Origin of the sequence: Pseudomonas fluorescens (assembly GCF_000968015.1) — a bacterium.
Lineage (GTDB): Bacteria > Pseudomonadota > Gammaproteobacteria > Pseudomonadales > Pseudomonadaceae > Aquipseudomonas > Aquipseudomonas fluorescens_W.
Map to the genome: position 1 here is coordinate 45,974 of NZ_LACH01000040.1, position 22,161 is coordinate 68,134.

The 22,161-nt window shown below is 59.6% G+C and carries 18 protein-coding genes; 7 read left to right on the top strand and 11 right to left on the bottom strand.

Translation table 11 applies throughout. The features are described from left to right. The first annotated feature begins 201 nt into the window (after positions 1-201). Together ercA and VD17_RS18575 are read left to right on the top strand one after the other, a co-directional pair. Positions 202-1,365, top strand: coding sequence for an alcohol dehydrogenase-like regulatory protein ErcA (gene ercA / locus VD17_RS18570; protein ID WP_008149766.1), 1,164 nt, complete (start codon positions 202-204; stop codon positions 1,363-1,365). Next, positions 1,349-3,082, top strand: a complete 1,734-nt coding sequence (locus VD17_RS18575; protein ID WP_046055064.1) for a hybrid sensor histidine kinase/response regulator — start codon at positions 1,349-1,351, stop codon at positions 3,080-3,082. Before ercA ends, VD17_RS18575 begins: the two co-directional genes overlap by 17 nt. On the opposite strand, the gene VD17_RS18580 is transcribed toward VD17_RS18575, so the two are convergent. From VD17_RS18580 to copC, 6 genes are all read right to left on the bottom strand, one after another. Further along, positions 3,061-3,936, bottom strand: coding sequence for an aldose 1-epimerase (locus VD17_RS18580; protein ID WP_046055065.1), 876 nt, complete (start codon positions 3,934-3,936; stop codon positions 3,061-3,063). The genes VD17_RS18575 and VD17_RS18580 overlap by 22 nt on opposite strands. Before the next feature lie 165 nt (positions 3,937-4,101). Then, positions 4,102-4,998 (bottom strand): SMP-30/gluconolactonase/LRE family protein, encoded by an 897-nt coding sequence (locus VD17_RS18585; RefSeq protein WP_046055066.1) that lies wholly within the window; start codon positions 4,996-4,998, stop codon positions 4,102-4,104. Positions 4,999-5,051: 53 nt separating this feature from the next. Then, positions 5,052-5,876 (bottom strand): NAD-dependent epimerase/dehydratase family protein, encoded by an 825-nt coding sequence (locus VD17_RS18590; RefSeq protein ID WP_046055067.1) that lies wholly within the window; start codon positions 5,874-5,876, stop codon positions 5,052-5,054. Positions 5,877-6,218: 342 nt separating this feature from the next. Further along, positions 6,219-7,517 carry an OprD family porin gene (locus VD17_RS18595; RefSeq protein WP_046055068.1) on the bottom strand — a complete coding sequence of 433 codons (1,299 nt, stop codon included), beginning with the start codon at positions 7,515-7,517 and terminating at the stop codon, positions 6,219-6,221. 249 nt (positions 7,518-7,766) lie between these two features. Continuing rightward, entirely contained in the window at positions 7,767-8,627 is an 861-nt protein-coding gene (gene copD / locus VD17_RS18600) for a copper homeostasis membrane protein CopD (RefSeq protein WP_046055069.1), read from the bottom strand. A 3-nt stretch (positions 8,628-8,630) separates the two neighbouring features. After that, the gene (copC, locus tag VD17_RS18605) at positions 8,631-8,996 is read right to left on the bottom strand and encodes a copper homeostasis periplasmic binding protein CopC (protein WP_046055070.1); all 366 of its coding nucleotides are present in this window, start codon (positions 8,994-8,996) and stop codon (positions 8,631-8,633) included. A gap of 140 nt (positions 8,997-9,136) precedes the next feature. On the opposite strand from copC, the gene VD17_RS18610 reads away from it, so the two are divergent. Then, complete coding sequence (locus VD17_RS18610) at positions 9,137-9,757, top strand: TetR/AcrR family transcriptional regulator (protein WP_008149783.1); 621 nt, start codon at positions 9,137-9,139, stop codon at positions 9,755-9,757. A gap of 126 nt (positions 9,758-9,883) precedes the next feature. On the opposite strand, the gene preA is transcribed toward VD17_RS18610, so the two are convergent. The 3 genes from preA to hydA all read right to left on the bottom strand — a co-directional run bounded on the left by preA (position 9,884) and on the right by hydA (position 14,129). Beyond that, positions 9,884-11,158, bottom strand: coding sequence for an NAD-dependent dihydropyrimidine dehydrogenase subunit PreA (preA, locus tag VD17_RS18615; protein WP_046055071.1), 1,275 nt, complete (start codon positions 11,156-11,158; stop codon positions 9,884-9,886). Next, positions 11,159-12,526, bottom strand: coding sequence for an NAD(P)-dependent oxidoreductase (locus VD17_RS18620; RefSeq protein ID WP_046055081.1), 1,368 nt, complete (start codon positions 12,524-12,526; stop codon positions 11,159-11,161). Positions 12,527-12,689: 163 nt separating this feature from the next. Next, positions 12,690-14,129, bottom strand: a complete 1,440-nt coding sequence (gene hydA / locus VD17_RS18625; RefSeq protein WP_046055072.1) for a dihydropyrimidinase — start codon at positions 14,127-14,129, stop codon at positions 12,690-12,692. Between the two features lie 552 nt (positions 14,130-14,681). Here hydA and VD17_RS18630 point away from each other — a divergent pair. Together VD17_RS18630 and VD17_RS18635 are read left to right on the top strand one after the other, a co-directional pair. After that, positions 14,682-16,166 carry an NCS1 family nucleobase:cation symporter-1 gene (locus VD17_RS18630; RefSeq protein ID WP_046055073.1) on the top strand — a complete coding sequence of 495 codons (1,485 nt, stop codon included), beginning with the start codon at positions 14,682-14,684 and terminating at the stop codon, positions 16,164-16,166. Between the two features lie 151 nt (positions 16,167-16,317). Beyond that, entirely contained in the window at positions 16,318-17,601 is a 1,284-nt protein-coding gene (locus VD17_RS18635) for a Zn-dependent hydrolase (protein ID WP_046055074.1), read from the top strand. Between the two features lie 93 nt (positions 17,602-17,694). On the opposite strand, the gene VD17_RS18640 is transcribed toward VD17_RS18635, so the two are convergent. Then, entirely contained in the window at positions 17,695-18,153 is a 459-nt protein-coding gene (locus VD17_RS18640) for an REP-associated tyrosine transposase (protein ID WP_046055075.1), read from the bottom strand. Positions 18,154-18,510: 357 nt separating this feature from the next. Between VD17_RS18640 and VD17_RS18645 the strand changes: the two genes are divergently transcribed. Both VD17_RS18645 and VD17_RS18650 read left to right on the top strand, forming a co-directional pair. After that, positions 18,511-20,007: a PAS domain S-box protein gene (locus VD17_RS18645; RefSeq protein ID WP_046055076.1), complete on the top strand. Its 1,497-nt coding sequence runs from the start codon at positions 18,511-18,513 to the stop codon at positions 20,005-20,007. Between the two features lie 129 nt (positions 20,008-20,136). Next, a complete protein-coding gene (locus VD17_RS18650; protein ID WP_046055077.1) occupies positions 20,137-20,385 on the top strand; it encodes a DUF1652 domain-containing protein in 249 nt (82 codons plus the stop codon). A 415-nt stretch (positions 20,386-20,800) separates the two neighbouring features. On the opposite strand, the gene VD17_RS18655 is transcribed toward VD17_RS18650, so the two are convergent. Beyond that, complete coding sequence (locus VD17_RS18655) at positions 20,801-21,916, bottom strand: Gfo/Idh/MocA family protein (protein WP_046055078.1); 1,116 nt, start codon at positions 21,914-21,916, stop codon at positions 20,801-20,803. Between the last annotated feature and the right edge of the window lie 245 nt (positions 21,917-22,161).

Genomic DNA, 22,161 nt, shown 5'->3' on the forward strand with positions numbered 1-22,161 from the left:
CGGAGTGTCAGGCAACATCAACATCAACATCAATGTCGACTGGAAGACAGTCATCGCGAGCAAGCTCGCTCCCACAGGGAATCTCTAGTGAATTCAAGATTTGAGTACGCCCCTGTCTGCTACCCATTGGTCTGATTGCATTCACCGACGGATGCTTTAGTGTGGACATTACCTTCCAAAACAATAAAAACAGGCTTTCCAATGAGCCAGAGTCTCAGCCAGCTGCGTAAATTCGTTTCGCCTGAAATCATCTTTGGTGCCGGCTGCCGGCACAACGTCGGCAATTGCGCCAAAACCTTTGGTGCCCGCAAGGTGCTGTTGGTCAGCGATCCCGGTGTGATTGCCGCCGGTTGGGTCGCCGATGTCGAGGCCAGCCTGCAAGCCCAGGGCATCGAGTACGTCCTGTACAGCGCGGTCTCGCCCAACCCTCGGGTCGAAGAAGTGATGCTCGGCGCGGACCTGTACCGGGAAAACCATTGCGATGTGATCGTGGCCGTCGGTGGCGGCAGCCCGATGGATTGCGGCAAAGGCATCGGCATTGTCGTCGCCCATGGGCGCAGCATCCTCGAGTTCGAAGGCGTGGACACCATCCGTGTCCCGAGCCCGCCGTTGATCCTGATTCCGACCACCGCCGGGACCTCGGCCGATGTCTCGCAATTCGTGATCATCTCCAACCAGCAAGAACGCATGAAGTTCTCCATCGTCAGTAAGGCGGTGGTGCCGGACGTGTCGCTGATCGACCCGGAAACCACGTTGAGCATGGACCCGTTCCTGTCGGCCTGTACCGGCATTGATGCGTTGGTGCATGCCATCGAAGCGTTTGTTTCCACCGGTCACGGGCCGTTGACCGATCCCCATGCGCTGGAGGCGATGCGCCTGATCAACGGCAACCTGGTGCAGATGATCGCCAACCCGAACGACATCGCCCTGCGCGAGAAAATCATGCTCGGCAGCATGCAGGCCGGGCTGGCGTTCTCCAACGCGATCCTCGGCGCGGTGCACGCCATGTCTCACAGCCTGGGTGGCTTTCTCGACTTGCCTCATGGGCTGTGCAACGCGGTGCTGGTGGAACACGTGGTGGCGTTCAACTACAGCTCCGCACCGGAGCGCTTCAAGGTGATCGCCGAGACCTTTGGCATCGATTGCCGTGGCTTGAATCACCGGCAGATTTGCGGGCGTCTGGTCGAACACCTGATCGCCCTGAAGCACGCCATCGGCTTCCACGAAACCCTCGGACTGCACGGGGTCAGCACCGCGGACATTCCGTTCCTGTCGCAACACGCCATGCACGACCCGTGCATCCTGACCAACCCGCGCGAGTCCAGTCAGCGTGATGTCGAGGTCGTCTATGGCGAAGCCCTCTGACGAACAGCAACGGGCGCTGGCGGGGTTACTGGGATTAGGCAGCCACTCGGCGCGCAAGAGTCATTACCCGGAACTGGCCGCGCGCCTCGACGAACTGGAAGCCGAGCGCAATCGCTATAAATGGCTGTTCGAAAACGCCGTCCACGGGATCTTCCAGGCCAGCCTCCTGGAAGGCATGCGCGCCGCCAACCCGGCACTGGCGCGGATGCTCGGCTATCAGGACCCTCAGGAGGTACTGTTTTCGCTGGCCGATCTGGCGAGCAATCTGTTTGTCGGCGGCGCTCAAGAGCTGGAAAACATCGGTGAACTGCTCAAGCGCGAGCGCAGCCTGCTTGGTTACGAAACCCAATTGCGACGCAAGGATGGCAGCAGCCTCGACGTGCTGATGAACCTGTTGCTCAAGCCCGATCAGGAAGGGCTGGTAGAGGGTTTTGTCGCCGACATCACCGAGCGCAAACTCGCCCAGCAGCGCCTGCAGCAACTCAACGACGAACTGGAGCAGCGCGTCACCGCGCGCACCGACGAGTTGCTGGAAGCCAACCGCAACCTGCAACAGCAGATCACCCAGCGTAAACAGATTGCCCAGGCCTTGCGCGATGCCCGGGACGCCGCCGAGGCCGCCAATCGCAGCAAGGACAAATACCTCGCCGCCGCCAGTCATGACCTGCTGCAACCGCTGAATGCCGCGCGTTTGCTGATCTCCACCTTGCGCGAGCGCAAGCTGCCCGATGTCGAGCAAGTGCTGGTGGAGCGCACGCACCAGGCGCTGGAAGGGGCGGAGGATTTGCTCACCGATTTGCTGGATATTTCCCGGCTCGATCAGGCGGCGGTCAAACCGGACATTGCGCTGTACCGCCTCGACGAATTGCTCGCGCCGCTGGTGTCGGAGTTCCAGTCAGTGGCCCAAGCCGCAGGGTTGAACCTGCGGGTGCACATGGGCGATTACGCCATCAGCACCGACTTGCGCCTGATGACGCGGATTCTGCGCAACTTCCTCAGTAACGCCTGCCGCTACACCGACGAGGGCAGCATCCTGCTGGGTGCCCGACGCCGGGGTGAGATGCTGCGCCTGGAAGTCTGGGACACCGGGCGCGGGATTGCGGCGGATCGACTGGATTCGATTTTCCTCGAGTTCAACCAACTGGACGTCGGACGCGCCGCCGACCGCAAGGGTGTGGGCCTGGGGTTGGCCATCGTTGAACGCATCGCCAAGATCCTCGGCTATAAAGTCGGGGTTCATTCGCTGCCGGGACGCGGTTCGATGTTCAGCATCGAGGTGCCGATTTCCCATGAGGTTCCGCTACCGATCAGTCAGGCCGCACCACTGCCGGGCACCGGAAATCCATTGCCGGGCCGGCGTTTGCTGGTGCTGGACAACGAAGTGAGCATCCTCGAAAGCATGAGCGCGCTGCTCGGGCAATGGGGCTGCGAAGTGGTGACGGCCACCGATGAATTCTCCGCACTGGCGGCCTTGCAGGGGCGACCGCCGGAACTGATTCTGGCGGACTACCACCTCGATCACGGGGTGGTGGGTTGTGATGTGGTCAGGCATTTGCGCGAGCATTACCACCAGGCGATTCCGGCGGTCATCATCACCGCAGACCGCACGGATCAATGTCGGCGCTCATTGCTGAAACTCGACGCACCGCTGCTGAACAAACCGGTAAAACCCGGCAAGTTGCGTGCGGTGCTGAGTCAGTTGCTGGGGGAGCGATAGTGCAGGCTGAAACCGAGCTCGGCTGACTCGCCTTGCTCCAGCAATCGCAACCCCGGACGACCGGGCAGGTGATGCGCGTTGACAGGGTGGCTCACCGGCTCGATACAGAAAAAATCCAGGCCCACCGGACAGTAGAGCAGGAAGTAATCGCTGCCGGTGGCGCGGCATTCCAGCTCATAGCCCAACGCTGGCTGACGGATCAGGCAGTGACCGTCCCATTCGCAGAAGCCGTTGTCGACCAATGTCTCGGGTAACACTTTGCTTGACTGGAAATCCCATTCGGCCGGCAACGCACTGAGGTGTGTCGGCAGTTTGCTCCCGTCACACAACCAGACTTGCCGGGCTTGCGCCAGCAACTGGGTGCCCGTGGTACGCGGAAAGTAAGGATGCAAACCCAGCCCATGCCAGGCAGGACGTTTGGCCAGATGGGTGACCTTAAGATCAATGCTCAGCTTGCCGTCGCTCAGGTGGAATCGTTGCCGGGCGCGATAGGCGAAGGGCGTGGTGCTGTCGAGTTGCAGGATGACTTCATCGTGCGTCTGCGAAACCACCTGCCACGGCTGTTGCCAGGCGCTGCCGTGAATCGGCAGGGGATCGGTGAGGCTGTTGGGTGTCAGCGCCAGCCAGCCATCGGGGCATTCAAAGCCGCCTTCGGCAATGCGGTTTGACCACGGCGCCAAGGGGAAACACCCGAGCTTGCCCGGCAGGCCAGTGTTCAGCGCGTGAGCATCGCTGTGGCGCAGCAGCGGCAAACCCGTGCCGCGCACGCTCCAGTTGACGATGCTGCCGCCGAGTTGCGGGGCGAGGGTGAGGTGGGTGAATTCGTCTTCAAGGTTCAGCAACATTGGCGTCATTTCAATTGAACTCTGATGTAAGAACACCGCTGAGCCCTGTAGCAGCTGGCGAAGCCTGCGTTCGGCTGCGCAGCAGTCGTGAATCCGGTGAATGCGATTTTCCTGATACACCGCGCCGTATGGTTTTACGACTGCTGCGCAGCCGAACGCAGGCTTCGCCAGCTGCTATATGGGTTCATCCTTGAACAATGGCTCCGGCAAACCTTTCACCCCGGGATTGAGGGCGAACACACCGCCGGCCAGCGACTGTTCGTCATGGTCGTCGCCGGGGCGGATCGAGGTCACGAACAGTGTGTCCAGACGACTGCCGCCGAAGGCGCACATGCTCGGTTTTTTCACAGGTACGGCGAGGGAACGGTCCAGTCGGCCGTCGGGAGTGAAACGGTGAATCAGCCCGGCGTCGTTGCCGCAGATCCAGTAGCAACCGTCGGCATCGACCGCCGCGCCATCGGGGCGGCCGGGGAACTGAGTCATGTCGACGAACAGTCGGCGGTTGGACGGCGTGCCGCTGTCGATGTCGTAATCAAAGGCCCAGATTTGCTGGACCAGGGGATGAGAGTCAGACAGGTACATCGTTCGCCCGTCCGGGCTGAAACCCAAGCCGTTGGGCACGATAAACCCACTGAGTTGCGCTTCGAGTGGCCCGCGTTGACCGGCGCTGTAGCGATACAGCGTGCCGTCGGCAGCGTTGGCGCCCATGTTCAGCACCATGCTGCCGGCCCAGAAGCGCCCCTGACGATCGCAGCGACCATCGTTGAGGCGCATATCCGGGCGGGCGTGTTCGACCGGAGCCAGGAGGTTGCTGTCGAGGCTGCCATCGTTATGCGGGTGCAGATGAAAGAACCCGCTTTCCATCCCGGCAACCCAGCCACCGTTGCTGTGACGTGCAATGCAGGCGAGCATCTGCGGTGCTGTCCAGGCATGGACATGGCCGGTTTCGGCGCTCCAGCGCTGAAGTCCGCCGGCAGGAATATCAACCCAATACAGGGCGTTTTCCTCGGGGACCCAGACCGGGCATTCACCGACTGCGTTGCGGGCATCGACAATCAATTCGGCTTGCATGACAACTCATCCCCTCGGGTTTTTGTTGTTGGGATCAAGTGAGGTACGCGGGTTCAGTCGCCAAACGGGCCGGACGCGACAAACGCACCCCCCTGGTAGACCCGAGCCGGGTCATCAGCGGCCGGCATCGGTTGGGCTTCGACTTTTTCGCGGAACTCTTCGGAGCTGTCCTGGGGCTTGTAACCCAGGCTGGCCGCGAAACGGTTGTCCCACCAGACGTTCTTGTTATCGGACACGCCGTAGACCACGGTATGGCCGACGTTCGGCGCGTATAACGCGCATTCGAGCAGTTGGGTCAGGTCACCGAAGCTCAGCCAGGTGCTCATCATCCGGCGGTTTTGCGGTTCCGGGAACGAAGAGCCGATGCGCACGCTGACGGTCTCGATGCCGTAGCGATCGAAGTAGAAACTGGCCATGTCTTCGCCGTAGGACTTGGACAAGCCGTAGTAGCTGTCCGGGCGGCGAGGGGAGTGAGCGTCGATGACTTCATCCTGCTTATAGAAGCCGATCACGTGGTTGGAACTGGCGAAAATCACCCGTTTCACGCCATGGCGGCGAGCGGCTTCGTAGATGTGGAACACACCGCAGATGTTGGCGCCGAGGATGTCTTCGAACGAGTGTTCCGTCGACACGCCACCGAAGTGCAGGATCGCGTCCACACCTTCAACCAGCTGATGGACTGCTTGTTTGTCTGCCAGGTCGCAAGGCACGACTTCTTCACGGTCATCGATGGCCGGGGCAATGTCGGCGATGTCCGACAGGCGAATCACGTTGGCGTAGGGGCGCAGGCGTTCGCGCAGGACTTTGCCGAGGCCACCGGCGGCACCGGTCAGGAGGAGACGATTGAAAGGAGCGCGGGCTTGGGTAGTGATGGTCATGGAAGTCCCTGAACAAGCAGTCATTGTTATTGAATTTGTTGTGGGTTGTCGTACGACTGGGTCGAAGTATCGTTAGCCTTTCTGGTGGTTGTCAACGACACATCAATTGAAATTGACAAAGGGTCAGGCAGCCCCACGATCGATGTAGCAGCTGGCGAAGCCTGCGTTCGGCTGCGGAGCAGTCGTAAAATCAGCTGACGCGGTGAATCAGGAAAATCACGTGCGCAGGGTTTACGACTGCTCCGTCCGAACGCGGCCCGAACCGAACGCAGGCTTCGCCAGCTGCTACAAGGAGTGAGTTGTGGCACAAATCTGGGATTCAACCTTGTCGTAATACCCGTCTTACAGCAACGAGATCGGGTAGTTGATGATAATGCGGTTTTCGTCGAATTCATTGGTGCTGAAGTCCTTGCGGATCGACGCATTTCGCCATTTGACGTTGAGGTTCTTCAGCACGCCGCTCTGTACGGTGTAAGCCAGTTCTGATTCGCGGCCCCATTCCTTGCCGTCGGTGATGGTGCCTGTGTGCACGTTATCGCCGCTGATGTAGCGGTTCATCATCGTCAGGCCGGGAATGCCGAGCGCCACAAAGTTGTAGTCGTGGCGCAGTTGCCAGGATCTTTCCTTGGCGTTGTCATAGCTGGAGTTGTAGCTGTCGTTGGCCAGGGTGCCGCCGCTGGTGCCGTTGACCCGCATCCAGACATCGTCGCCGGTGAGTTTTTGCAGGCCGACAAAGAAGGTGTTGCCGCCGTATTTGGCCGAGAGCATGGCGAACGCGGTTTTGTTGTCGAGGTCGCCGGCCAGGGCGCTGCCGTCTTCCTTGCCGATGAAGTAGCCAAGGTTGGCGCCGAGGGTCCAGTCGCCGATGGGCTGGCTGTGGCTCAGGTTGAAATACTGCTGCTGATAAATATCGCTGAGTTGCGCGTACCACACGCCGACCTGGGTGCGCTTTTCGTTGAACGCATATTCACCGCCGCCAAAGTTGAAACGGTCCGAGGTGAAGGCCGCCGATTTGCCGTTCATGAACATGTCTTCCATGCTCGCATCATTGCGCGGGCTGTTGGCGCGGAACTGGCCGCCGTAGAGCGTCAGGCCACTGATCTCGGTGGACGTCACCTGACCACCCCGGAAGGTTTGCGGCAGCGAGCGGCCGTCGTCGGAGCGCAGGATCGGCAACACAGGCATCCATTCGCCGACCTTCAATTCGGTTTTCGAGACTTTCCCTTTCAGCGCCACACCCAGGCGCCCGAAATTGTCGGCCGGGCGGCCGTCGTCATGAATCGGCAGCAACGAAGTGCCGCCGGTGCCTTTGCCTCCGTCGAGCTTTTCCGAGTACAGGCCCAGCACATCCATGCCGAAACCGACGGGGCCCTGGGTGAATCCGGATTTGGCGTCGAGGATGAAGCTTTGCGTCCACTCTTCAGCCTTGCCCTGCGGGTAGGCCGGGTTCGTGAAGTTGCGGTTGATGTAGAAGTTGCGCAGGTTCAGCGTGGCTTTGGCGTCATCGACGAAACCTTCGGCATGACTGGTCATGGGCAGGGCGAGGACCAGGCTGCTGCAACCGATCAGGCTCAGGGCATGACGGCGTGCGAAGGTTGGGCGAGGGGTGCAGACGGAGGAATTGCGGACGAGCTTGCTCACAGTGACGCTCCCGTGTTTCTTGTTGTTTTTATTTTTTGTTATACGTCGTCGTACAACATCGGGGCGGATTATTTGCAAGTGTTACGGGGAATGTCAATCGGAAGTTGTACGATGACTTGGCGCGATTGATGGTATGTCGCAGAACCCCTGTGGGAGCGAGCTTGCTCGCGATGACGGTAGAACAGACACCACAGCAGTGACTGTCAGACCGCTATCGCGAGCAAGCTCGCTCCCACAGGGTTCTGTGTTTTAGCTCACGATCATCGGCGGCAGGGTGCCCAGCAATGAAACGGCTGCCACTGCGCCCGTCCCCAGCAGCCATTCCAGGATCACGCTGGTTTTCAGAATGGTCGGACGCTGCTCGCAGTCGTTGATCCGCAGCCGATTGAACAACGCCAGCCCCAGCATCGCGGCGACCAGCACCACCTTGATCAACAGAATCAGCGCAAACCCGGACAGCAATGGCGTCGGCCAGAATTGCCCCGTGAGTACCCGCACGTTGATCAAACCGGTCATCACCAACCCCGCCACCAAGACGTAACCAACGCCGCTGAAGCGTTGCAAGGTCGCCTTGATTAAATGCTCTGCCGGCTGCCGCAGAATCATCACCAATAACATCAAACCGCCGAGCCAGGCGCCGACGCAGGTCAGGTGAATGATTTGATTGAGGATCAGCAATTGGCCATTGAGGCCGTCGAGCATGGCCCCGTGGCCGACCGGGGCGAGGGTGGCCAGCAGGAGGCTGGCGAGGCCGATTCGCAGGGGCAGGTTTGAACGCAAGGGCGTCATCAGCAGCGCGACCAACAACGCATTGAGCAGCAAGTGCCAGCGCCAGACCTGGCCGAAAAACGTCTTGCTCAGCACGAGTTGCAGGGTCGACGGATCGAATGCCGCGTCCCACGAACCGGCCATGCTGGCGGTGATCAACAGCAACCAGCTAACGCCAGTGACCAACGCCACCGCCGCCAGCCAGCGGCTTGTCTTCGTCAGTCGCTGATCCAGATGTCCAGCGTCGCCATTGACCAGCAGAGGCCTGAACACCCAGGCCCCGAACAGCATCAGCACAACGGTGAAATGCAGAAAGCGGCACAGCACCATCGCGCTCGTCATGAATTACTGACCAACCTTGAAGCTATAGGCGCCTTCGCTTTTGTGGGTATCGACCGACACCGCGTGCCATTCGACTTTGTAGGCACCCGTTGCCAACGGTGCGGCCGGGGTAACGATCAGGGTTTTCTTGTCGCTGCCTTCGGTGGCGAGGCTCTTCACCGGCACGTCGCTGCCGTCCTTGCTGATCGTGACCCTGGAAAAGGTCGCTTCAACGCCTTCGGAAAACACCAGGCGCAGTTCCGACGGCGCGCTCACCGTACTGTCGGCGGCCGGGGCCTGGCTTTTCAGATGGGCGTGGGCAAACACCGATGAAGCGGCGAACAACGAGCCGAGCAGGGCGACGGTGGTCAGGGTTTTCTTGAGCAGCATCGTGGAATACCTCTGAGGCGGGTTCGAAAAGGCGGCCAGTTTACCTGCGAGACGCTGGGTGTACGAAGTTTCGTTTTCCCTTGTCGCCGCGAGGTAGAGCGGATGCTAGTCTTGACCAACGCTGTTGTCAGGGAGCCCTCATGGGCAATCACAAGATCGAGATTCGTCGCAGTAACGTCGAGAAAATTCTGTTGGGGGCCGAAAAGGTTTTCGCCGAAAAAGGTTTCGGCGGCACCGCCATGGCCGACATCGCCGCCGAAGTGCAACTGCCGCGCTCCAACCTGCATTACTACTTCAGCACCAAGAGTGAGTTGTACAGCGCCGTGCTGCTGGGTTTGCTGGAAGTGTGGAAACAGGACGCCCTGTGCTTCGAGATGTTCGACGACCCGCGTGTGGTGCTCAGCAGCTACATCCGCGCCAAGATGAACCACTCCCGCAGCCGGCCTTATGGCTCCAAGGTCTGGGCCAACGAAATCATCCATGGTGCGCCGACCCTGGGTGAGAAGCTGGACGTCAGTCTGTACGACTGGGCCAAGATGAAAGAAGCGAAAATTCGCCAGTGGGTGGACGACAAACGCATCCTGCCGGTGGAGCCTTCGAGCCTGCTGTACATGATCTGGGCCTCGACCCAGCACTACGCGGATTTTGATCATCAGGTGAATATTCTGAATGACCATCAGCCGCTGTCGGACATGCAGTTCGAGCGGGCGGTGCAGACGGTGACGAGTGTGATCTTGCGGGGGATTGGGTTGGAGCCTTGAGAGTTCAGGCGTTGTTGACGGCCTCATCGCGAGCAGGCTCACTCCCACATTGGATTGTTGTTGCACACAAATGCTGTGTACACCAGAGATCAATGTGGGAGTGAGCCTGCTCGCGATGGCGTCAGTTCAGACCGCTACATGGTACGGATTCCTCGGATCATGATTCCAATCCAGAAACGGCTTGCCCGTATCCATCGGCACCATCTCAATACAATCCTGCACCGGGCACGTGATCTGACACAGGTTGCACCCCACGCACTCATCATCAATCACTTCATACTTGTGCGTCCCGTCCGCCTGCTTAAGGCTGGCAATCGCTTGGTGCGAAGTGTCTTCGCAAGCAATGTGGCAACGACCGCAACCAATGCACGCCTCCTGGTCAATCTTGGCAATCACCTGATAGTTAATGTCCAGGTACTTCCAGTCCGTGGTGTTGCCCACCGCACGCCCGGAAAACTCTGACACGCTGGCGTAACCCTGACTGTCCATCCAGCGTGACAACCCGTCCTTCATCTCCTCCACAATCCGGAAGCCATGCAACATCGCCGCCGTGCACACCTGCACCGAGCCGCTGCCCAGCGCAATGAACTCCGCCGCGTCGCGCCAGCTGCCAATGCCGCCAATGCCGGAGATCGGCAGGCCTTGCGTCTGTGGATCGCGGGCGATTTCGGCGACCATGTTCAGCGCAATCGGCTTCACCGCCGAACCGCAATAACCCCCATGAGTGCTTTGGTTGCCCACGGCGGGATTGGCGACCATGCGCTCCAGGTTGACGCTGGTGATCGAGTTGATCGTGTTGATCAGCGACACCGCATCCGCACCACCCCGATGAGCTGCGCGGGCGGCGACGCGAATGTCGGTGATGTTCGGCGTGAGCTTGACGATCACCGGCAGCGAGCAGTACGTCTTGCACCAACGGGTGACCTGTTCGACGTACTCCGGCACCTGGCCGACCGCCGCGCCCATGCCGCGTTCCGGCATCCCGTGCGGGCAACCGAAGTTCAGCTCGATGCCATCGGCGCCGGTGGCTTCCACCAGCGGCAGGATGTGTTTCCAGGATTCTTCGACGCAGGGCACCATCAGCGACACAATCAGCGCACGGTCCGGCCAGTCCTTTTTGACCTGAGTGATTTCCCGCAGGTTGATCTCCAGCGAGCGATCGGTGATCAGCTCGATGTTGTTGAAACCCACCACTTCACGGTTGGCACCGAAGTGTGCCGAGTAGCGGGACGACACGTTGACCGCCGCCGGGTCTTCACCCAGGGTTTTCCAGACCACGCCACCCCAACCGGCCTCGAAGGCGCGAACCACGTTGTAGGCCTTGTCGGTCGGTGGCGCGGAGGCCAGCCAGAACGGATTGGGGGCTTTGATGCCGGCGAATACAATCGAGAGATCGGCCATTTACGCAGCCTCCACGTTGAGCATGAGTTGGGCGTTGATCGCCTCGGCGGCCCGTTTGCCGTGCTGCACGGCCTGCACGGTGAGGTCCTGATCGAGGTTGGTGCAGTCGCCGCCGGCGTACACGCCGGGGATGCTGGTGCGCAGGTTTTCGTCCACTTGAATCCGCTCGCCCTGGCGCTTGAGTTCACGGGCCAGCGGGTCGGCGAGGGCGCTGGCGTCGAAGGCCTGACCGATGGCTTTGAAGATGGCATCGGCGGCCAGTTCGAACGTTTCGCCAGTGGTTTGCAGACGACCTTCGACTAACCAGGTCCGAGCGAAGCGCATGCCGCGTACTTGGCCTTGAGCATCGAGCAGGACTTCTTCGGGTTGTGCCCAGGTCAGCAAACGCACTTGATTGGCTTTGGCGATGTCCTGTTCGTGGCCGGTGGCGCCCATTTCCTCGACTCCGCGGCGGTACACCAGGTTGACGTCGCGTGCCCCGAGGCGAGCCATTTGCACGGCCATGTCGATGGCGGTGTTGCCGGCGCCCAAAACGATGCAACGGTCAGCGAGGGGGAGTTGGGTAAGGTCGTCGGCCTGACGCAGTTCGCGGATGTAATCGGTTGCGGCCAGCAGACCGGGTGCCTCTTCATGAGCAAGCCCCAGCTGTTTGCTGGCGGCCAGACCTAGGCCGAGGAACACCGCGTCGAACTGCTGATGCAGATCGCTGAGGGTCAGGTTCTCTCCAAGTTTTTGCCCGTGGCGGATTTCGATTCCGCCGATTTCCAATAGGAATTCAAGTTCCTTCTGCGCGTAGTCGTCCACCAGTTTGTACTTGGCGATCCCGTATTCGTTGAGGCCGCCAGCTTTTTCCCGCGCCTCGAAAATCACCACGTCATGACCGTGCATGGCACTGCGGTGAGCGCAGGACAATCCGGCCGGTCCGGCGCCGACCACGGCGATGCGTTTGCCGGTTGATGCCGCACGCGTGAAGGGGTGTTCGCTGAAGTGTGCGTTGTCGACGGCGTAACGTTGCAACAGACCGATCAGCACCGGTGCACATTCATGGTCGTTGTTGCGCACGCAGGCTTGCTGGCAAAGCACTTCCGTCGGGCACACCCGGGCACAACTGCCGCCGAGGATGTTCGCCGAGAGGATTTTCTGCGCGGCACCCTGAACGTTTTCCTGATGGATATTGCGGATGAACGACGGAATGTCGATCTCGCTCGGGCAGGCATTCACGCAGGGCGCGTCGTAGCAGTACAGGCAACGCGAGGCTTCCAGATGGGCCTGACGGTCGTTGAGCGGTGGCGCCAGATCGGTGAAATGGCCGGCGAGGGCGGCCGCATTCTCGTGCGGATGGGGGAGGTGGTTCAGGGTCTTGATCACGGTGTTGGCCTCACGGTTAATTGAGGTGATGCCTCTATCGGGCATTGGATTTTTTTTGTTGTCTGGACTGGCCCTATCGCGAGCAAGCTCGCTCCCACAGGGATCTCGGGCGTTCGCAAAACCTGTGGGAGCGAGCTTGCTCGCGATAGGCCGAAGGCCGCTCTCAGCGTTTCACAGCCGTCGGCTTATTCTGCTCAGCCCGCTTGCTCAGCAAATCAAACACCGCCGGATACGCCGGCCGCTCGACATACCGCCCGGCACCACGCTCGGCGCGCAAATCACCATCGGCCCATACCACCCGACCCTGGCTGACGGTGTGGCTCGGCACACCGCGCACGGTCTTGCCTTCGAAGATGTTGAAGTCCACTTGCTGATGGTGAGTCTTCGCCGAAATCGTGCGCGTACCTTCCGGATCCCACAGCACCAGATCCGCGTCCGCACCCACGCGAATCGCGCCTTTGCGCGGGTAGAGGTTGAAGATTTTCGCGGTGTTGGTGGAGGTCAGTGCCACGAAGTGCTGCATCGACAAACGCCCGGTGTTCACCCCTTCATCCCAGAGCACCGCCATGCGGTCTTCGATACCGGCCGTGCCATTGGGGATCTTGCTGAAGTCGTCACGACCGGCGGCTTTTTGCTCGGCACAGAAGCAGCAATGGTCGGTGGCGGTGGTGTGCAGGTTGCCCGATTGCAGGCCGTGCCAAAGTGCTTCTTGATGGCCGCGTGGGCGGAAGGGCGGGCTCATCACGTAACCGGCGGCGGTCTGCCAGTCCGGGTGTTGGTAGACGCTGTCGTCCAGCAGCAGATGCCCGGCCAGGACCTCGCCGTAGACTTGTTGGCCCTTGCTGCGGGCGTAGGTGATTTCGTCGAGGGCTTCCTTGGTCGAGACATGCACCAGGTACAGCGGCGTGCCCAGGGTTTCGGCGATGCGGATCGCCCGACTGGCCGCTTCACCTTCCACCTGCGAAGGGCGCGACAACGGATGCGCTTCCGGGCCGGTCATGCCCTGGGCCATCAGCTTGCGTTGCAGGTGATAGACCAGCTCTCCGTTTTCTGCATGCACGGTCGGCACTGCACCCAGCTCCAGGCAGCGCTCGAAACTCGCCACCAGGGTGTCGTCGGCGGCCATGATCGCGTTCTTGTAGGCCATGAAGTGCTTGAAGCTGTTGACCCCGTGCTGGCTGACCAGCTCGGCCATTTCTTCGCGGACCTGTTCGCTCCACCAGGTAATCGCGACGTGGAAACCGTAATCCGACGCCGACTTCTCCGCCCAGCCGCGCCACTGATGAAAGGCTTCCATCAAGGATTGCTGCGGATTGGGAATCACAAAGTCGATGATCGACGTTGTGCCACCGGCAAGTCCCGCCGCGGTGCCGCTGAAGAAGTCTTCACTGGCCACCGTGCCCATGAAGGGCAGTTGCATGTGCGTGTGCGGATCGATGCCGCCGGGCATCAGGTATTGGCCACTGCCGTCGAGCACTTCGGCATCGGCGGGAACATCAAGGTTTTCACCGATGGCTTTGATCACGCCATCGGCGCAATAGACGTCGGCGCGATAACTTTCATCATGGGTAATAACGGTGGCGCCACGGATCAACAGAGACATTCCGAGTTCCTCGCAGGCTATGACCGACTTGTGCCGGTTCTAAATGTTTTAGATGAAGCTGGCGCAAACAGGCGTATTCCTGTCAGCGCTGTCAGGAATAAACGCTAGTCTGAGTTTAAGAATTGAGCAAGAATATTTTTTATAAGCTTATATCTGTTTTAACTTATTGATAATTAACAATTAAAACTGAAAATCACCAAAATGGTGAGGCCTCTCACCATTTTGACGCACTTGACAGGTTGTAAAAATAGACGAGATTTCTTATGTGAAATCAGCCGCTTGAGGATGGTCTATGGTTGATGCGCAACGCTGAAAAAAAGCGGTACGCACCAGATTGAGTCCTGACTGTTCGGACAACTTGCCTGGCATTTGGCCTGAGTGAACAAGCAAGTAACCGATGGCTCATCGGCTATGTAAATAAAACTGATAAACATCAGTTGGTTACAAAGTTTTTATGGAACTGCCCGATGCGCAAACGGGGTGCCCGGCACGTTTATTGATGCCGCCAGCCCCTGATGAGCAAAAAATAATTCAAAGAACAGTGGAGCGGCCATGCAACAGATCAGATCGCAAGTGACCGAGCGCGATGGCTTGTTTGAGCTCGAAGCCGGCAGTGATGTCCTCGACAGTCCCCGTTACAACCACGACATGGCACCAACCAAGGTGCGCGAACGAACGTGGAACAAATGGCACATCACCGCATTGTGGGTCGGCATGGCGATCTGCGTGCCGACCTACACCCTCGGCGGCGTGCTCACCGCGTACTTCGGCCTGAGCGTCGGCGAAGCGCTGCTGGCGATTCTGTTCGCCAACATCATCGTACTGATCCCCCTGACCCTGAACGCCTTTCCCGGCACCAAGTACGGCATTCCGTTTCCGGTGTTGCTGCGTTCGTCCTTCGGCATCCTCGGCTCCAACATTCCGTGCCTGATCCGGGCGCTGGTGGCGTGTGGCTGGTTCGGCATTCAGACGATGTTTGGCGGACTGGCCATTCACCTGTTTCTGGGATCGGTGTTCGACGGTTGGAAAGCCCTCGGCGGTACCGGTGAAGTGATCGGGTTCATGATTTTCTGGGCCTTGAACCTGTGGGTGGTGATTCGCGGTGCGGACTCGATCAAATGGCTCGAAACCCTCTCTGCACCGTTGTTGGTGCTGGTGGGCGTGGGGCTGCTGGTATGGGCGATGCCGAACGTGTCGATGACCGAGTTGCTGGCGATCCCGGCCAAACGTCCGGAAGGCGCGAGCGTGGTCAGTTACTTTGCCGCCGGGCTGACCGCCATGGTCGGGTTCTGGGCCACCTTGTCGCTGAACATTCCGGATTTCAGCCGCTATGCAAAAAGTCAGAAGGATCAGATCGTCGGGCAGATCATCGGCTTGCCCCTGACCATGTTCCTGTTCGCTTCCCTCGGCGTCGTAATGACGGCCGCCTCGGTAAAACTGGTGGGCGTCACCGTCTCCGATCCGGTCACCCTGATCGGTCACATCCAGAGCCCGGTCTGGGTCGCAGTGGCCATGGCGCTGATCATCATCGCCACGCTGTCGACCAACACAGCGGCCAACATTGTTTCGCCGACCAACGACTTCCAGAACGTCGCCCCCAAGTTCATCAACCGCACCAAAGCGGTGATGCTCACCGGTCTGGTCGGCTTGGCGCTGATGGCCCATGAGCTGTTGAAGAAGCTCGGTTTGATCGTCTCGGATTTAAGCCTGGAGACGGTGTATTCCAACTGGTTGCTGGGCTATTCGAGCCTCTTGGGGCCGATTGCCGGGATCATGGTGGTGGATTATTTCCTGATCAAGAAACAGCAACTGGACCTGGCTGGCCTCTATCGCGATGACGTTTATCCGGCGTGGAACTGGTTCGGGTTTATCGCGTTCGGTGTGCCGGTGGCGCTGACGCTGCTGTCGCTCGGTAGCAATGCATTCAGCTGGTTCTACGACTATGGCTGGTTCACCGGCTCGGCGCTGGGTGGGCTGATTTACTACGGGTTGTGCTCGATGCGCCCGAGTCCGTCTGTTGCGAAATCTGCGGTGTGATTGATGGCCTCATCGCGAGCAAGCTCGCTCCCACAGGGTTTTGTGAATGCTGAAGATCCCTTGTGGGAGCCGAGCTTGCTCGCGATGACGGCCTCATTTTCACCAATGCATTGCCTGAAGAAACCTATAACAACTGCCTGAGGAGATCATCATGAACGCTGCCGTAGACGTTCTGCAGTCCAGCCATCAGCACATCAATCGCGACCGCTTGTGGCAGTCGCTCATGGACCTGGCCAAGCTCGGCGCCACGGTCAAGGGCGGCGTCTGTCGCCTGGCCCTGACCGACCTCGACCGTCAGGCCCGGGACATTTTCGTCAACTGGTGCGAGGAGGCCGGTTGCACCGTCAGCATCGACGCCGTCGGCAACATCTTCGCCCGCCGCCCCGGCCGCAACCCGAACCTGCCACCGGTGATGACCGGCAGCCACATCGACACCCAACCCACCGGCGGCAAGTTCGACGGCTGCTTCGGCGTACTGGCCGGTGTCGAAGTGCTGCGCACCCTCAATGACCTGGGCGTGGAAACCGAAGCACCGCTGGAAGTCGTGGTCTGGACCAACGAGGAAGGTTCACGCTTCGCTCCGTGCATGATGGGCTCCGGCGTATTCGCAGAAAAATTCACCCTCGAAGAAACCCTGGCCAAGGTCGATGCCGAGGGCGTCACCGTCGGCGAAGCGTTGAACGCCATCGGCTACGCCGGCCCACGCGAGGTCATCGGCCATGCTGTCGGCGCCTATTTCGAGGCCCATATCGAACAAGGCCCGATCCTTGAAGACGAACACAAAACCATCGGTGTGGTGATGGGCGCACTCGGGCAGAAATGGTTCGACCTGAAACTGCGTGGCGTCGAAGCCCACGCCGGCCCGACGCCGATGCACCTGCGCAAGGATGCTCTGGTCGGCGCTTCGGTGATCGTCGGTGCGGTCAACCGCGCTGCTCTCGGTCATCAACCGCACGCCTGCGGCACCGTTGGCTGCCTGCAAGCCTATCCCGGCTCACGCAACGTCATCCCCGGCGAAGTGCGCATGACCCTGGACTTCCGTCATCTGGAACCGGCGCGCCTGGACTCGATGATCGCCGAAGTCCGCGAAGTCATCGAAACCACCTGCGAGGAACACGGCCTGACCTTCGAACTGACACCCACCGCGGATTTCCCGCCGCTGTACTTCGACAACGGTTGTGTCGAGGCGGTACGCGGCGCCGCCCAAGGGCTGGGCCTGTCGCACATGGACATCGTCAGCGGAGCAGGGCACGACGCAATCTTCCTCGCCGAACTCGGCCCGGCCGGGATGATCTTCGTACCGTGCGAAGGCGGCATCAGCCACAACGAAATCGAAAACGCCGCACCGGATGACCTGGCGGCCGGGTGCGCGGTGTTGTTGCGGGCGATGCTGGCGGCTTCGGCGGCGATTGCCAGTGGTCAATTGGCGGCCTGAAGATCAAAAGATCGCAGGCTGCGCCAGCTCCTACAGGGGCACGCATTCCCGTGTAGGAGCTGGCGCAGCCTGCGATTTTTTGATCTTTGCCTTTCAAAGCCAAATGGCATCCCACAGTGGGTAATCGCCAATCCGCTTGACCAGTCCCGCACGCAACGGATTCATGACGATGTAACGTGCTGCATCCTTGATGTCTTCATCACGACGCAAAGCGCGATCGTAATACCCTGGTTGCCATAATCTGCCCTGTTTCTGCCGTGCAAGATTGATCGACCGGCTACTTCGGGATTTTATGCGGCACATAAGTTCGGCCAAGGTGCCGTGATGCAACTCCAGCAACCAATGCAGATGGTCTGGCATCACCACCCAGGCCATTGACGTCACGGCCGAGGTTTCATCGGCACAACGCAACTGATCAACCACCAGCCTGCCCAACCGCCAATCTGTGAACACCGGCTCTCGCTGATGAACCACAGCGGTCAGCAGATAAATACGACCATATTCAGAAAATCGAGCTTTGCGAAGACGACATCCATTTGCAGCGACAGGCATTCCTTGCCCTCCTTGAAATATGTTGGCAAACGAACGTTAGCTGAAGGTGATTCTGTCGTTGGCCAAAGCATTTTCGTAATATTTCGAGTACGCCGAAAAGATCGCAGCCTGCAGCAGCTCCTACAGAGGGTTGCGTACACATGCAAATTCCACGGATGTACGCGATCAATGTAGGAGCTGCCGCAGGCTGCGATCCTTTGATCTTCAGCCACTCAACTGGCGTCGAAAATCAAAAGATCGCAGGCTTCGGTAGCTCCTGCATCGTATTCCCCGGCATATCTGCACGATCATGATTGCCTGCGGTCGTAATCTTCACAGGGTGGCGCATGAATGCGCCGCCGCACGCGTGGAGATCCAATGAGCCAGGACGTCCTGATCACCGAAACCAATCGCCGTCAGTTGCAGCAGATCATCGCCGGTCTGTCCGATGGGGTGATTCTGCTGGAACTCGACCAGACCCTCCTCTGGGCCAATGACGCCGCGCTGGCCATGCACGGCGTCGGGCAGCTCAGCGAGCTGGGGGCGAATGCCAGGGAGTACGCCGAGCGCTTCGCCTTGCGTTATCGCAATAATCATCCGGTTCAGGTCGACAATTATCCGATCAGCCGCGTTGCACGAGGCGAGTCCTTCAGTGATGTGTTGGTTGAAGTGACACCGGCGGACGACGAAGAGCGCACCTGGGTCCACAGCGTGCGCAGCATGGTATTGGCCGACAGCGCTGGCGAGCCGGAGTCGTTGGTGCTGATCATGAACGATGTTACGGAGTGGGCCAGCGCCGAGCAGCGTTTCGAAAAAACCTTCAATGCCAACCCGGCCCCGGCGGTGATCTGTCGCCTCAGCGATTTGCGCTACATCAAAGTCAACCCGGGCTTCCTGGAGATGACCGGCCATGCCCGTGATCAGGTGATCGGCCGTTCGACCTATGAACTGGACGTGCTGGAGGGCGCCGAAAACAAAGACCTGGCCAAGCAGCGGTTGCTCGAAGGGGCAACCATTCCGCAAATGCAGGCTCAGTTGAGGTTACACGACGGTGGCAGCAAACAGGTGATCGTCGCCGGCCAGCCCCTTGAGCTGCACGACGAAGCCTGCATGCTGTTTTCCTTTGTGGACATGGAGCCTCGGCATAAGGCCGAACTCGCCTTGCGTCAGAGCGAGGAACGCTTCGCCAAGGCTTTTCGACTGACCCCGGTGCCGATCCTGGTGTGCAACGCCGGCGATCAGGTGGTGATGGACGTCAATGAAGCCTTCCTTGATACGCTTGCGTATTCCAGTGAAGAAGTGCTCGGCAAATCGGTGGCGCAGATCGATTTCATCGATGACACAGGCGCCCGCACGCGACTGTTTACGGCGCTGGAAAAAACCGGAAGCGTGGATCGTGTCGATGTCCAGGTACGCAAGAAAGACGCTGGATTGATCGATTGCGCGGTCTCGGCCGACACCGTGAACATTCAGGACAGTCCCTGCTACCTGCTGGTGTTCATGGACATCACCGAGCGTAAACGCACGGAGCTGGAGTTGGTGTCGGCGATCGAAGAGGTCATGAAGGATGCATCCTGGTTCAGCCGCACGCTCATCGAGAAGCTCGCTAACGTCAAAAACGTCAACTCGCCGCGGTTGCCTAGCGTGTCTTTCACCGACCTGACCGCCCGCGAGCGCGATGTGCTCGGCCTGATCTGCGAAGGCTTGGCCGACAAGGAAATCGCCGCGCGACTGAAGCTCGCGCCGAATACGGTGCGCAATCATGTCTCGACGGTGTATTCCAAGCTCGACGTTCACAGTCGTAGCGAGGCAATTGTCTGGGCTCGCGAGCGCGGTTTGTTCTCCAGCGAGTGGCGGCCCAAGGCCCCACGGTAGGTGCAAATGCACTACTTTAGGGGGTGCAAATTCATGTTCTGGCCGGGTGCGGCAGTTATTAGTCTGCAAGGGTGCGATACAGGTCTTCGGGTATCGCGTCCCTTTCGAAACAGCTACAGGAACTGCCGGATGATTTATGTGGCGCAATTGCGTATGCAGCTGGAGCGGAGTTTTTCGCCGTTGGCCTGTGACTGCACGGTTACGGGTGATCATTCTTTGACGGTGAAACTCTACCATCCGGTGTCGGGGCAGGTGGATCTGGTGGTCAGTGGGTTGAGCGTGACCAACCTCAAAACGCCGGAAGCGGTGGCAGCGTTGATCGAAGAGCTGCGTTATGAACTCGAGAGCAACACGTTGCATCGTCGCGAGACGTCCTAGGAACTGTCGGGTTTTGCCGGCGGTCGTATAAAGAATACGAGAGTATTTTTTCTGTGACCGGTCCGCGAGTTCGCGGTGAGGCAGTTGGGTCGCGGAAATATGTCGATCACTTACCGCGGGTCAACCTATGAAAAGTCTTGGGAAACGCATTTTTGCAACACTGTCGTTCGCACTCTGGATAGCGATTCTGGGTGGTTGTGCGAGTCCTCCACCGCCACCTCCCGCAGCGCCGCCTCCACCCCCTGTGCGCACCTGCCAGACCACTGAAAACACCGATGTGCAAGGCGATGTGAGGGCTGAGGGGCAGGTGACCCGGGAAACGACGCTGACTCGTTGCGTCACTCAGTAAGCGTCCATCTGCTCACGTTGAACCGCCAGTGGCGCTGTGCTGCTGGCGGGTATTCGTGCGTTTCGCTCAGACCTCCTCGATTCTGATCCACCGCGATTCCTGTGCTGCCAGTCGAATGGCCGTCGCCAGGCGTTCGACTTCCCATGCCTGTTCGAAATCTGTTCCACCCTGAGATAAGCCTGCCAGCGCCATCACCAGATCATGGACTTCCAGCGTCTTGAGTTCGTTGTAACCGAGCTGATGCCCTGCTGCCGGGCTGAACGCCGCATAGCCCGGCAGATTCGGCCCAGCCAGCAAGCGTTGGAAACCGTCCTGACCGGCACGAAACAGTCGCAGTTCATTCAGGCGTTCCTGATCGAACACCAAAGTCCCTCGAGTGCCGCTGATTTCGAAACTCAGGTGATTCTTGTAGCCGTGCTTGAGCCAACTGCTGCTGAACGTGCCCCGTGCGCCATTCGCAAACCGCAACAAGGCGTGGACCTGATCGTCGACCGCGATATTGCGTTGTTCCGGGCTGCCAGCCGTGGCGGGACGTTGCCGGTGCACGGTCTGGGTGTCGGCGCTTACTGCCTCGACATCGCCCACCAGATAGCGGGCCATGGCCAACAAGTGACTGCCCAGATCGGCCAGTGCACCACCGGCATGATCGGTATCGCAACGCCACGACCAGGGTGACGCGGGATCGGCCATGAAGTCTTCGCTGAATTCACCCTGGAAACTGATGATCTGACCCAAGTCGCCGTTTTCAATGAGCTGCCGGGCGAGCCCGATCATCGGGTTGTGTTGATAGTTGTAACCCACCCGCGTCACCACGCCCGCCGCTTTGGCCGCCAGGCGCATGGCGTCGGCCTGCTCCAGATTCACCGCCAACGGCTTCTCGCAATACACCGGTTTGCCGGCGGCGAGGGCGGCCATGGCCATGGGGTAGTGCAGATGATTGGGCGTGGTGATGGCGATCAGATTGACCTGGGGGTCATCGATCAGTTGCTGCCAGTCGCTATGAGCGGTGTCGAAACCCCAGGCATCGGCGCAGTGGCGGGCACGCTGCGGATCGGCGTCGGCCAGGGCGACGAGTTTGAGCTTGAGGGGCAGTTCGAAAACCGCACTGACGTTGCGAAACGCCAAGGCATGGGCGCGGCCCATGAAACCTGTGCCGATGAGTCCGATACCGAGTTCGCGCATAGCCGGGGTCCTTTTGGATTTTATTATCAGGAGGGCTATTTATGGAATATTTATTCCTTATTTGCAAATAGTAGAATTAAAATTCTCCGATGTGATCGTTCCCATGCTCTGCGTGGGAATGCAGCCCGGGACGCTCCGCGTGCCAAAGCGAACGCAGAGCGTCCATTGGGGCATTCCCACGCAGAGCGTGGGAACGATCAGTCAGGGCAAAAAAAGGCAGCCCTAAGCAGACTGTGTGAAAACCT